Below are 13,257 nucleotides of genomic sequence, written 5' to 3'. Positions count from 1 at the left end.
AACATAACGTAAAGCGCTACTTTCACCAACGGTTAATTTTGCTTTGTTATTCTTACATTAGATTAAAATTTTGCCCTGTGTTTTAACTAACTTTTAAAGAAGATGGGAGGAAAAATGAAAGTATATTTAGCATTAATCGCTATTTTACTAAGCTTAACCGCATGTAGTGATTTACAAACCAGTACTGCTTACCAATGCGATGATGAGAGCGTAAAACTCAATATCATTAATAATTCTGAAGCCGAACTTATCTTTAACAATAAAGTGCATGTACTTAATCACGAAAAAAGTGCATCAGGGAATAAATATATAAGTGAAGAGGTACTGTTTTGGGGTAAGGGAAATGAAGCCATGCTAATCATTGCTGGTAAAAAAAGACAGTGCATCAAGGTTTAACACAAAACCAACCAATAAATTACAGCAATGCTACAATAATTAAAGACCCATTATTGTGATGAAGTTATGCGTTCAATTGCGATCAAACATAAAATAATTTTAGCTTTTACAGCCATTGGTTTATTGGTGCTAACAAGTAGTGTGTTTTTTTATTGGTCATTAAACAAAATTAGCGTTAACAATACCCGAACCGAAAAATTAGCAGTTCCGGTACAGCAGTTCAGTAAAGATTTAAGGCTATCATTACTGTCTATTACCAAATTTAATGCCTTAGCTTACAGCCAAGCAAACCTTGATTTACTTCAACAAAATAAAAAACAGGCGCAAGCTGAGCAACAACAATTTAGCGATATGCTCAATTCGTTAAGCACTCAACTAAATCAACAAATAACAATGCAAAATTTACTCGCCAGTACCAACGAAGGCTTTGAGCAACTGACTAAAGTAAGTGTCGCAATGTTTAGTGCTAAAGAGAGTAAGTTTGTAGCGCAAAATTCCACCATAGAATTATCAGCAACGTTTAACGAGCAACTTTACAATTTAAGTTCTAACTTACTTGATATAGAACTTTTAGAAGTGCCTGCAAAACAGCAGGCGCTACTTAATGCTATGTTTGGAACAGCGACCCGTATAGATGATTTATTGTTTAACTTAAGCAATAATATAAAAAGCATTACTCAAACTACAAGTATCAATGATTTAAATAGCCATCAGCAAGATACCCTATTTCTACTAGATAACATCCAACCTAATTTCACCTATTTAGAGCAACAAGCGCTACCCTTTAATAATGCGTTTAATGCTAAAAATTTAACGACTAAGTTTAATCAATTAAGAGAGTTACTTAACAACGATACAGGAATTTATGCCCAACAAAATAAAGTACTCAAAAGTACTATTGCTGCGGCTCAAAATTTTGAACACTTTCAACAGCAATTTATAACAACAGAAGGTCAGCTTATTGAACTTAATAAATTGGCTGATGAGCGCTTTAATGCCTTACAAACTAATGCAAAGGCCGCCATAAATACTGGGATTAGTTCTGTAGTAATTATTACGCTTGTTTTAATTGTATTGATTATCGCTATCTCTATTTTTACAACTCGCGCAATGCTAAAACCGCTTAAAAAAGTAAACCGCGATTTAGCCCGAATCGCCTCAGGTGATTTATCAAAGCGAAGCCATCCGCGCAGTAAAGATGAATTTGGTACTTTGCTAAATAACATAAATAAACTCAGTGAAGACCTTACTCAGTTAATTGGCGCAATTAGTAGTGACGCCCATGAACTAGACCGCTGCGCTATTAAAACCAGTGAAAAAGGTCAGCAAATGACGGTTGTTGCACAACAACAGTTAGAGCGAAGCGCGCAGGCAACATCGCTTGCACAAAATATGCTAACCAACTCACAAGCGGTTTATGAACAAGCAGATAAAACATCAAGTGAAATAACCAATGCATCGCAATTTGCCAATGACGTAAACAAAATTGCTAATAAAAATAGTCTAAGTATAGAAACTTTATTACAGCGCCTTGATAAAGCAGTAGGCAGCACTGAGGAACTAGCCCAACACACTCAGCTTATTGAAGCCATTGTTGAAACAATTAGCAGCATTGCCGAGCAGACCAACTTATTGGCACTCAATGCTGCAATTGAAGCAGCGCGAGCGGGTGAAAACGGACGCGGGTTTGCTGTAGTTGCTGATGAGGTTCGATCATTAGCTGCACGTACACAGACCTCGACTAGCGAAATAAACACCATGATCCAAACATTGCAACAGCACACTCAAACAACTCAAGAACACATTACCGATGGCCAACACCAAGCCAAGCAATGTGTTAAAAACAGCACTGAACTAAATAAAGCCGTAGAGCGTATTAAAAGCACATTGTCGTCTGTTAATCAGATGAGTGAGCAGATTGCTCATGCATCACATGAGCAATTGACTAACAGTAACGACATTCAACAAATAATGGCCAAGGTGACAGAGCAAGCAACCTTGAATGCCAAAAACGCGACAACCCTAGCAAGCGAAAGTGAAGACGTAAATCAACTTGCACACTCCTTAACAAGTGCCGTAGAGCGCTTTAAGTTTTAAGTGCAAGTAATGACTTGGCTTGCATGAAATGGGTATAATACTTCAACTCTTTTGCTTAATAGCGGCCCACAATGAAATATAAAGATCTACGTGATTTTATCGATTTGCTTGAAAAAAAAGGCGAACTTAAACGTATCACCCAAGAAATCGACCCGTATCTTGAAATGACCGAAATATCTGATCGCACATTGCGTGCAAAAGGCCCTGCGTTATTATTCGAAAATCCAAAAGGCTACGATATGCCGGTGCTTACCAACCTATTTGGTACACCAAAACGCGTAGCAATGGGCATGGGCCAAACAGATGTTAGCGAGCTTCGCGAAGTGGGTAAGCTACTCGCTTTTTTAAAAGAACCTGATCCACCAAAGGGTATTAAAGAAGCTCTAGGTGCTATACCTATTTTTAAGCAAGTGCTTAATATGCCTGCAAAAGAAGTTAAAAAAGCGCCTTGCCAACAAGTAGTTTTAGAAGGTGATGATGTAGATTTAACTAAATTACCTATTCAGCATTGCTGGCCAGGTGATGCAGCGCCATTAATTACTTGGGGCCTTACAGTTACTAAAGGGCCTTATAAAAAGCGCCAAAATTTAGGTATTTATCGCCAGCAATTATTAGGCAAAAATAAAATAATTATGCGTTGGTTGTCGCATCGTGGTGGCGCGCTTGATTTTCAGGAATGGTGTAAAGAAAACCCAGGGCAACCTTACCCTGTATCGGTAGCACTAGGTGCCGATCCAGCTACTATATTAGGTGCAGTAACGCCTGTACCCGACACATTAAGCGAATATGCATTTGCTGGTTTATTACGTGGCAGCAGAACCGAAGTTGTAAAATCTATTTCAAATGACCTACAAGTCCCTGCCAGTGCAGAAATAGTACTTGAAGGTTACATTATGCCAGGTGAAATGGCGCCAGAAGGCCCTTATGGTGACCATACCGGTTACTATAATGAAGTAGATGACTTTCCAGTAATGACGGTAACTCACTTAACGCATCGTAAAGATCCTATTTATCACAGCACATTTACTGGCCGTCCGCCTGATGAGCCTGCAATTTTAGGTGTAGCACTTAATGAAGTGTTTGTGCCGATATTACAAAAGCAATTTCCTGAAATCGTCGACTTTTATCTGCCGCCTGAAGGGTGCTCGTACCGTATGGCGATTGTAACAATGAAAAAACAATATCCTGGCCATGCTAAGCGCGTGATGATGGGAGTTTGGTCGTTCTTACGTCAGTTTATGTATACCAAGTTTGTAATTGTGTGCGATGACGATATTAATGCCCGTGATTGGGAAGATGTTATTTGGGCTATAACAACCCGAATGGATCCTGCTCGCGATACAACATTAATAGAAAACACACCTATTGATTATCTCGATTTTGCATCGCCAGTCTCTGGCCTTGGTTCAAAAATGGGAATGGATGCCACCAATAAATGGCCTGGCGAAACCACCCGCGAATGGGGCGAGCCTATTGTTATGGATAAAGACACCAAAGACCGCGTAGATGATATTTGGGAAAGCCTTAATATTCTTTAAGTGTTTATATGTAAGTACATAACAGGCTATAAAATAACCCTGCAGATATGCTAGAATCGAGTCATTCGATTGCGTATCTGCTGTTTAAAGCGCTGCTAAAAGGTAAAAAATGCAAACATTAAAAGCTGAAGTTGTAGCTATCAGCCCACTTACAGAATTTGTTCACAAAGTAATTTTAAAGCCACAACAACCTGTGACCTTTGAAGCTGGCCAATACATGCAACTCGTATTGAGCGAAAAAGACAAACGTGCTTTTTCTATAGCTAGTCGCCCTTCACAGTGCGATGCAATAGAACTGCATATTGGCGCGTCAGGTGCCGATTCGTATGCAATGCAATCGCTGGAACATTTACGAAACGCCCATACCACTGGGCAGTTAGTAGACATTGAAGCTGGCTTGGGTATTTCACAGTTGCGCCTGCAATGTGAGCGCCCTATTATTTTACTTGCCGGTGGCACTGGTTTTTCATACGCAAAATCAATGGCTGATCACTTAGCTGAAATTAAGTGCGACCGTCCTGTATTATTTTACTGGGGTGTAAAAGAAGAGTCAGCTTTATACGCACATACAGAAATGCAAACATGGGCCGATAGCCACAAAAACTTTGAGTTTATCCCTGTGGTAGAAAATCCATCTGCTAATTGGCAAGGTCACACTGGCTATGTACATAAAGCGGTAATGCAAGATATTGTATCACTTGAACCATACGATATTTATATGGCCGGTCGTTTTGACATGATAGGTATTGTCCGTGATGACTTTATTACTCATGGTGCAATTCGTGAAAACATGTACGCAGATGCATTCGCATTTATCAAATAATTGAAATTAACTTTCAGTTATGAATAAAGGCACCTAATCGGTGCTTTTATTTTATATAACAACAAATACTCAATAGTTAAAACCTATCAATCTCATCAACATAAACAATTTCCTAAATCCCTATCTATAAACCATACTTTGTATAGAACATCAGCGGGAGAGACCCAAATGCTAAATACAAAAGTAAAAGATTTTATGCAACGCAAGTTGCCAAATATCACACCAGATACAGAAATGACGACAGCCATAGCAGAACTACAAAAATTTAAACTACTTGGCGCACCAGTATTTGATAAAGATAAATGCCTAGTCGGATTTATATCTGAGCAAGAACTATTAAAACCACTTACGCAAAGCAGTTATTTTTGTGATGGGATGGTTAAAGTATCGCAACTTATGCAAACAAAGGTAGTGACCGTTAGCGGCGATACCAATATTATTGAGCTTGCAGAGCAAATGCAGCCCGGTAAACCAAAAAACTACCCTGTTGTAGAGGGTGTTAAAGTAATCGGCATGATCAGCCGAGCAGATGTACTTAAAGCACTTTACGATAATTACATGAGCTGCCAAACACACTAAATTGCAGATAACAAAATGCCGCTTATAAAGCGGCATTTTTAATGTGTATTAAATAGAGTTAACGTGCGCTAACGATTGCTGAAAGCTCTTTTTTATCGCCATCGCTTAAAAATGCTATTTCTAATGCATTTTTTTGGGCTTTTTCCATATCAGCTTGAGATAAGCCCGCTTTAGGTGCTGCAACGGTATATTCGTACTCAATTTCAATGCCTTCAACCGCAGGGTCATCAGTATTAATACACGCTAAAATACCGTGATCTAAAAACTGTTTAAGTGGGTGCTTAGCTAAATCGTTTACTGTACTGGTTTGAATATTACTTGTTAAGCACGACTCAATACCAATACGGTTATCGCGTAAGTAATCCATTAGTTTTGGATCTTCAATAGCTTTAACGCCATGCCCTATTCGGCTTGCACCTAACTCATTAATTGCTTGCCAAATACTTGGAGCACCGAGTGCCTCTCCAGCATGAATAGTCGAAGCTAAATAAGCATTTCGTACTTGTTTAAAGTGCTCTACAAACAACTCACCAGGAAAGCCAATTTCGTCACCGGCTAAATCAACAGCGACTAAATCATTTTTAAATGCGAGTAAAGCATCAAGCTCTTTTTGACATGTTTTTACGCCATAAGTACGCGATAAAATACCAATCAAGTTAGCTTTTATATTTGCATCCTTTGTTGCTGATTTAATACCATCAACAACCGCCTCTACAACCCCTTCTGGGTGTAAACCTTGGCTTTGTGCCATGTAGTAAGGGCTAAATCGAAGCTCTACATAATCAAGGCCTTGTGCTTGTGCATCTTCAATGTTTTCAATCGCTATGCGTCTACACGCATCGTAGTCGCCAAGTACAGTGACACCCCAATCTAACTTTTGTAAAAAAGCCATAAGGTTTGGCTCAGGGTCAATAACTTGAACATGAGGAATTAATGCCTCAACGTTATCTGCAGGTAACTCTATATTAAACTGACGACCAAGTTCTAATATGGTTTGCGCACGTACATTACCATCTAAATGACGGTGAATATCTAGCAAAGGTAATTTTCTATTGATCATAATAGCAACCCAGTTTAGTTAAATTTGCGCGCATGATACGCAGATATAGTTATTTTTCAAGTCTATATGGTTTGCGTTAAGTTTAAGCGGTCATATGTCTGCTTTTTGTGCAAAAAATAACGTTACTTATTTATTTGATAAATAGTGCCAAAGAGTTTTAAAAAGCGTATTTGCATCAATAGGTTTGGTAATATAACTATTCATTCCAGAGGCTAATGCCTTTTTAACGTCATCGTCATGGGCGTTCGCCGATAGCCCTATTATGGGTAAATCAATTAACCCTAAATCACAACGAATTACTTTTGTTGCTTGGAGTCCATCCATTTTTGGCATCTGAATATCCATAAGAACAATGTCGTAGCTATTTTCGGTTAGCTTTTCTATGGCTTCAAAACCATCATTAGCAATGTCGGCAATACACCCTTTTGTTTTTAAAATGGCACTGGCAACATGCTGGTTAAGTGGGTTATCTTCGACTAAAAGTAACTTATAGTTTGCGAATGATAAGGTACTTACATCTATTTCGTCGTATTGCTGTTGAATTTGCTCTGCCTTTGGTAAAGGCGATATAAGCGGCAAACTAAATGTAAATGTAGAACCTTTACCTTCATAACTGACTAAATCAATTGCACCACCCATTAACTCAACCAGCTTTCTGCAAATACTTAACCCTAAGCCTGTACCACCATATTGACGTGAGGTTGAGCTATCGGCTTGCGCAAACGGTTTAAACAATTGTTTTTGTGCTTCGCTACTAATACCAATACCCGTATCGTTAATACTAAAGTAAGTCATTTTTTTCGACTGCCAAATTTTCAGAGTGATCTCACCTTCCCCTGTAAATTTAACCGCATTATTGAGCAGATTCAGCAGCACTTGTTTTAAGCGGATTGGATCGGTATTAATGACCAAATTTGATGTTTTATCAAAATCGAGACTTAACTTTATTGATTTAATGTCAGCTTCAAACTGAAGTAAATTAAGCATTTCATCCGCTAAACTCGCTACGTTAATAGGCTCTTGCATTAAGTCTAGCTTGCCTGCTTCCATTTTTGAAAAGTCGAGCACATCGTTTAATACCCGCAGTAAAACACCCAGTGCTCCATCTGCTTGTTCAATGTAACTCCTTGCTTGTTGCCAATCATTCTGTTGCAGCGCTAAATAATGCAGCCCTTTTATACCGTTAATAGGGGTGCGGACTTCGTGACTCATGTTTGCTAAAAACTGTCCTTTAATATGACTCGCTTCATCTGCTTTTTGTTTTTCCTTGCGTAATGTATGCGTTTGCTTAGCCACTTGTTCGCGAATTTGTATGTTTGTACCTGTAACTGAAATCAAAAATGTAATCAGTAACCACACAAACAACATACCTACTATTTGTGCAAGCCAATACATTAACCAAGACGTTCTAACTATTGGTTCATATAACTCGACCTGCCACATGCGTTTGCCAATCAACAATTGATATTCTTTAAACAGCGTTTGCGAGTTATCGGTATCGGCAATATAAATTGCCTGCTTTTTCCCTGGTATCGTTGTATCAAAAAAACTGACTGAAATTGAGTTGTTGTGATCAAATAATAGTGTTTGCGATAAGCGTTTCAGACTGACAATCGCTGCCACAAAACCTTGAAAATCATCTTCGGTAGACGACTCTCCAAAAACAGGATATAAAAAGAGTACACCGTCTTCAGCTGTATTTTGGACTAAATTAATTGGCTCACTTAGTGCAAGTTCATTAAGCTCTTTCGCTTTGCTAAGCGCTGCACCTCTTACTTTACTAGAAGCTAAATCAAACCCTAAAACACCTTCATTATCTTTTAAGGGATATACATATTTTACAGGAAAGTAATTACTACGAGTACCTGCAGGTTGCCAACCTCCATCAAGTGACTTTTCTTTTATATATAAAGGTTTGCCTGTGGCTGTATTTTCATGTGTTTCAAAATCTGCGAGTTTATTTGCTGGTACATAAGGTATCCATTCAAATGCTAAAATTTCTTGGCTATAGTCCAACTGCTTTGAAGTAAATTGTTTAAACTCTTTAAAGTTCACGTCATTACTACTAGCAAAAAATGTAGCTAACAATCCTAAGTGAGCAGTAATACCATCGAGCTTCTGGCTTATAGCATTTTGCACAGTAAGTATTTTGGCTTCTTGCTTTTGAATGTCTTTTTCTTTTTTAACACTGGCAGCGCCATAAAAACTAACGCTGATTAGTATATAAATTAATAGTGAAGGTAAAATTACCAACATACGGTGGCGTACTTGCGTGTAATTAAAGGCTGCGAGCATGAGTGGAGTAAATATAAGTACACCGATACTGTCGCCAATCCACCATGCTATAAAGCTATCAAAAATAGCATGCGTAGGGATCACATTATTCAATGCTAATAAACTAGTTCCCACACCTGCAGCAATAACACAGCATATTGGTCCTGCTACTATTAAGCTCTGCACACTGTGTTTTAAAGAAGATAAATCTAGTGGAGCCTTTATAACATTTACTATAATTTGACGACCAATCCAAGCCTGTAAAACAGAGGCTAAAGTGACGCAAATAGCTTGTAAAAGCACATTAAAATGAAGAATATCTACGGTGTTATCAAGATGAATTAAGTTAGTACAGAAAGCACCAAGAATAAGGCCAATAAATGACTTACGTCCCCAAATTAAAAAGCTCGCTAAAGCAATTCCTGAGGGCGGCCAAGAGGCGACCGCATAGCCATCTACAGAAAGAAGTGAGTTGCTAAAATACCCAGTAAAAAAGTAAGCACAAGCCAAGCTAAGGGTTAATATTAAAAACTTTCTCAATGCTTGTGCTCCTGAACTACAAAAAATGCTAAGTAGTTATAGTGTAGTCATTTATTGATATAAAACGAGCGCCTTTTCTGCTTGTGCACTATTTTTATAACTTAAAACAGCTTGTTCAGAGAACTGTTTTTTATTGTCGCTATTCAGTGCTTTATCAAAAATTCTAGCTGCTAAGTCATAATCACCTTTAGCATTAGCAAGGCAAGCCAGCGCAAGTAATAGTGAATTATTTGAATCATCCTTTTTAAGGCGTTCTTGTATGTTTATTTGCAACTTAGGCGCATCGGCTGCTGTTGCTTTACTTAATATATTGGCAAGCTCTAAGTGTTGCTCATTGTGCTTAACCATTTTAATTAAGTCACTTTCAATAGCAGCCAATTGACCTGCTTGCGCCATTTGCATTAAATATGCGGTGTGGGCATGAGCTTGCAGCTTTTTCGGTAGCTGTTTATATTTTTCACTCAGTTTGTCTGCATCTAACGCATTAAAGTAGGCACTAAATAACTGCGTCCACTGTGCATCAGTAAGTGCTTTTTTGCGTAATAAACGCGGCAAAAAATCTTCCAGCGCACTAAAGTGTTGTTGCTGTACTAATACTTCTGCATAAAGTTTTAACTCAAGTGCGGTGGCTTTTTTAGCTTCTGCGCTAATACGCATTTGTGATTCAATCGCGCTACTGTCGCCACTTGCCAACCATAGCTTTGCTACTTTTAATTGATGCTCTGGGCTTATTTCAAATAAACGCTCAAGTGCTTTATCTGTTTGATTATTAGCAAGCGCTGCTTTTGCAAGTAATGCTAAGCGAATATCTTCAAACTTATCTGGTACGCTATTACCCGATAGAGCCTGCTCTACATGCTCATAATCATCATTAATAGCACTCCACAGAGCCTGCTCAATAGCTACTTGTTTGCGCTCTTGGCTACGTGCAAAAAAGCCATGTTTAGTATTATGATAAATCGATAATAAGTAGCGGATTAGCTTATATGTTAAATATAAAACAACAGCGGTAATGACTGCCATTATACAAAACGATACTATCGTGCCTTCTATCGTCGTATTGTTAAATGAAATAAGTACATAACCTTTTTCATCTAGAACGAATGGAGTAACCGCTAGTACAACAACAATAGCTACAATTAAAATAATTAGCCCTATCATTGCGCCCACTCCTTAACCTTTTGTGTACTGTTTAAGGTTACTTTTGGATTAAAGTTAAGCTGCTCTTTTTCAAGTTTAGACAACGCTTTAAGTACCGTTTTAGTTGTATCATCGTCTTGCTTAAAGTACTCACCAACTAAACGTTTTGCTTCACTTAAGGCGCTAAAGAAAATACTCGCCTGCTTACTCATAAGTGCATCTTGTGCCTGAGTTATATTAAGCTTGATTCGTTGATTTATTAAATGGCGCTCTTGATCCGTAAGTAATGGCTCAATGGAAACACCCTCGTGCTGACGAATAGTAATAAAGCTATCCACAATTTTATTCCAGCTATTACTCAAGTTTTGCTGCCAATCACTCACATCACCACTTAAAGCATTTTCATCTATTGCAGCTGCTTCTTCTGGCAAGTTAACCGCATTAAAAACTAAATTATCAACGCTATTAAGTGCACTGTTTAGCTGTAAATAAATAGCCTCTGTTGCTATAGGTTTAAGGCTATCAAGTGTTTGTATATCTTGCATAATCGCTTGGCGAACTTCAACTGTTCCTGGATGCTCACTAAGTAATCCATCTAAGCGCTTTAAAACAGCACTAGTGCCTTGGTAGTCTTTTTCAGCCCATAGTTTAAACTCAGCCATACGCTGTAAGCTGGTTACTTCTTGCGGGTTTAACGATGAGCCTTGTTGCTGCGCCTTTTGCAAAGCCGCTTTTAGTTCTTGCTGATTTTGAACTGCACTTTCATTTAGGGCTGCGGCAACTTTTTCTTCACTATTAAACAGCGCTTGTTGCAAATTAGATTGCGCCGATTTAAGTGCTTGCAGCTCCTGGGTGAGTAACTTATTTTGCTCGCTTAACTCATTAACGGCTAGGTTTTGCGCCTTACCAGCATTTAATTTTTGATAAAACTCGTATCCAACACCAGAGGCCACAATTAACGAAATAAGAAGCGCAAGTGCTGCAACCTTACTTACCTTTTGTTTGTTTTTTTCTGTCGTATTTTTTGTAGCTGCAGGCTCTTGCTTAGCTGATTTAGCTGAGGCCGTGTTAGCTATTGTTGGTGTGGCTTTTTCTGCCGTAACTGGCTTTGACTGTTCGCTCATGTTGCTACCTTGCTGATTTATGCAGGTAAACATAGCATTATCGCTAGCCCCTGCTGCAATGTGTATATTAGCCGAACTTACCTGTTGCAACTTTAAATAAGCGGCTATCCGCTCGCTTGCAACATAAAATCGGCACTGTTGTAACCATTGTAGTTGGTGTGCAGTAAGGCTTTTAAATATAGCATCAACTGCTGCATTACTTGTTATGACTATACCGTGTACATTCTGGCTTTTCCAGTGGTCTGTCCAGTTAGGGGTAATACTCTCTGTGGGTTCACGTTTGTACACAACACAATTATTTAAAAAAGCACCGCGCTCTTTTAGCGTTTTAGCTAACTCAGGGCGGCCACCTTGCCCCTTAACTAACACTATATTACTGCCATCAACCTCGGCGAGTGATTTGAGCGCAAGTAACCCTTCTGAATCATACTGCTTTGGTACTGCTGCGCGCACACCAAATTGCTCATATATAATGTCGGCTGTTTGTTGTCCAACCGCATAAAACTGCGCTTTGGTATTTATATCGGGTTTTAATTGCGAAAGTGCACTGACTGCATCTTGCGATATAAATATTATTTTATCTGCATTTAACAGCGGACTAAGTTCAGTGCTGGAGGGTGTTAAATGCGTTATTTTTAATACCGGAAATAAAGACGCCTGATAACCCGCTTGCTCAAGTTGCTGTGCAAGGGCTGCGCCTTTTCCTTCGGGCCGAGTTATCAGAATATGTGTCATTTATGCGTCTCTATAAACTTCAGCTAATATTTTGTCTGCGCCTTGAGCTAGTAATTTTTTAGCAAGCTCAATACCTAGTTCTTCTGCGTCATTTACATGACCTGTTACTTCGTCACGTAAAATTTCGCTGCCATCAACAGCACCCACTAAACCACGCAAATGTACCTGCTCGCCATCAACCAATGCATAAGCACCAATAGGAACTTGGCAACCACCTTCTAAATAGCGGTTCATCGAACGCTCTGCGTTTACGCGAATACGTGTTTGGGTATGTTCAAGTGGTGCAAGTAATGCTTTTGTTACTTCATCATCAATACGACATTCAATACCTACAGCGCCTTGACCATTTGCCGGTAATGACACTTCTGGCTCAATGTAGTCAGCAATACGCTTACTCATTTTTAAACGAATAAGCCCCGCTGCCGCTAAAATAATAGCATCATATTGGCCATCATCTAATTTACCTAAACGCGTATTTACATTACCGCGCAAATCACGAATATCTAAATCAGGGCGAAGTGCTTTAATTTGGCACTGGCGGCGTAAGCTCGAAGTACCCACAATGGCGCCCTGTGGTAGCTCGTTTAAATTTGCAAAATTGTTTGATACAAACGCATCACGCGGATCTTCACGCTCACAAATAGTATACAGCTCTAATCCTTCTGGGAACTCTACTGGCACGTCCTTCATAGAATGCACGGCAATATCAGCTCGGCCATCTAACATAGCTTGCTCTAGCTCTTTAACAAATAAGCCTTTACCGCCAATTTTAGCCAATGGCGTATCTAAAATTATATCCCCTTGCGTCGACATTGGGACTAATTCTACGCGCACATCTGCATGAAAACGCTCAAGCTCTGCTTTTACAAATTCGGCCTGCCAAAGTGCTAAGGCGCTTTTGCGCGTTGCGATGCGTACTAATTTTGTTTTTTCTGTCATAGGGGTATCCAA

10 protein-coding genes are annotated in these 13,257 nt (G+C 39.0%); 5 read left to right on the top strand and 5 right to left on the bottom strand.

Translation table 11 applies throughout. The annotated features are described in order from the left end of the window. The first annotated feature begins 114 nt into the window (after positions 1–114). The 5 genes from I6F47_RS17060 (at position 115) to I6F47_RS17040 (ending at position 5,433) form a co-directional block, all read left to right on the top strand. Complete coding sequence (locus I6F47_RS17060) at positions 115–396, top strand: MliC family protein (RefSeq protein ID WP_007580576.1); 282 nt, start codon at positions 115–117, stop codon at positions 394–396. 66 nt (positions 397–462) lie between these two features. After that, positions 463–2,493: a methyl-accepting chemotaxis protein gene (locus I6F47_RS17055; protein WP_197184254.1), complete on the top strand. Its 2,031-nt coding sequence runs from the start codon at positions 463–465 to the stop codon at positions 2,491–2,493. 71 nt (positions 2,494–2,564) lie between these two features. Continuing rightward, positions 2,565–4,031 (top strand): 4-hydroxy-3-polyprenylbenzoate decarboxylase, encoded by a 1,467-nt coding sequence (gene ubiD / locus I6F47_RS17050; protein WP_007580574.1) that lies wholly within the window; start codon positions 2,565–2,567, stop codon positions 4,029–4,031. A gap of 109 nt (positions 4,032–4,140) precedes the next feature. After that, entirely contained in the window at positions 4,141–4,854 is a 714-nt protein-coding gene (fre, locus tag I6F47_RS17045; RefSeq protein WP_010555428.1) for an NAD(P)H-flavin reductase, read from the top strand. 168 nt (positions 4,855–5,022) lie between these two features. Then, positions 5,023–5,433 carry a CBS domain-containing protein gene (locus I6F47_RS17040; protein ID WP_007580571.1) on the top strand — a complete coding sequence of 137 codons (411 nt, stop codon included), beginning with the start codon at positions 5,023–5,025 and terminating at the stop codon, positions 5,431–5,433. A gap of 58 nt (positions 5,434–5,491) precedes the next feature. On the opposite strand, the gene add is transcribed toward I6F47_RS17040, so the two are convergent. The 5 genes from add to hemC all read right to left on the bottom strand — a co-directional run bounded on the left by add (position 5,492) and on the right by hemC (position 13,245). After that, positions 5,492–6,493 (bottom strand): adenosine deaminase, encoded by a 1,002-nt coding sequence (gene add / locus I6F47_RS17035; protein ID WP_024592609.1) that lies wholly within the window; start codon positions 6,491–6,493, stop codon positions 5,492–5,494. A 126-nt stretch (positions 6,494–6,619) separates the two neighbouring features. Continuing rightward, complete coding sequence (locus I6F47_RS17030; RefSeq protein ID WP_165736043.1) at positions 6,620–9,307, bottom strand: CHASE domain-containing protein; 2,688 nt, start codon at positions 9,305–9,307, stop codon at positions 6,620–6,622. A gap of 51 nt (positions 9,308–9,358) precedes the next feature. Continuing rightward, positions 9,359–10,468 (bottom strand): heme biosynthesis HemY N-terminal domain-containing protein, encoded by a 1,110-nt coding sequence (locus I6F47_RS17025; RefSeq protein WP_010554570.1) that lies wholly within the window; start codon positions 10,466–10,468, stop codon positions 9,359–9,361. Then, positions 10,465–12,306 (bottom strand): uroporphyrinogen-III synthase, encoded by a 1,842-nt coding sequence (locus tag I6F47_RS17020; protein ID WP_197184253.1) that lies wholly within the window; start codon positions 12,304–12,306, stop codon positions 10,465–10,467. The genes I6F47_RS17025 and I6F47_RS17020 overlap by 4 nt, the downstream gene beginning before the upstream one ends. Further along, complete coding sequence (gene hemC / locus I6F47_RS17015) at positions 12,307–13,245, bottom strand: hydroxymethylbilane synthase (protein WP_010554568.1); 939 nt, start codon at positions 13,243–13,245, stop codon at positions 12,307–12,309. Positions 13,246–13,257 lie beyond the last annotated feature (12 nt).

This window comes from Pseudoalteromonas sp. NZS37, from assembly GCF_015864265.1.
Lineage (GTDB): Bacteria > Pseudomonadota > Gammaproteobacteria > Enterobacterales > Alteromonadaceae > Pseudoalteromonas > Pseudoalteromonas arctica.
The sequence above is the reverse complement of the archived record's forward strand: the minus strand, read 5'-3'. Positions and strand labels throughout refer to the sequence as shown.

Bases quoted from the DNA above. Each gene is read 5' to 3' on its own strand.
- I6F47_RS17020 (WP_197184253.1), bottom strand. From the start codon at position 12,306: ATGACACATATTCTGATAACTCGGCCCGAAGGAAAAGGCGCAGCCCTT.
- hemC (WP_010554568.1), bottom strand. From the start codon at position 13,245: ATGACAGAAAAAACAAAATTAGTACGCATCGCAACGCGCAAAAGCGCC.
- add (WP_024592609.1), bottom strand. From the start codon at position 6,493: ATGATCAATAGAAAATTACCTTTGCTAGATATTCACCGTCATTTAGAT.
- I6F47_RS17055 (WP_197184254.1), top strand. From the start codon at position 463: ATGCGTTCAATTGCGATCAAACATAAAATAATTTTAGCTTTTACAGCC.
- I6F47_RS17040 (WP_007580571.1), top strand. From the start codon at position 5,023: ATGCTAAATACAAAAGTAAAAGATTTTATGCAACGCAAGTTGCCAAAT.
- I6F47_RS17060 (WP_007580576.1), top strand. From the start codon at position 115: ATGAAAGTATATTTAGCATTAATCGCTATTTTACTAAGCTTAACCGCA.
- fre (WP_010555428.1), top strand. From the start codon at position 4,141: ATGCAAACATTAAAAGCTGAAGTTGTAGCTATCAGCCCACTTACAGAA.
- I6F47_RS17025 (WP_010554570.1), bottom strand. From the start codon at position 10,468: ATGATAGGGCTAATTATTTTAATTGTAGCTATTGTTGTTGTACTAGCG.
- ubiD (WP_007580574.1), top strand. From the start codon at position 2,565: ATGAAATATAAAGATCTACGTGATTTTATCGATTTGCTTGAAAAAAAA.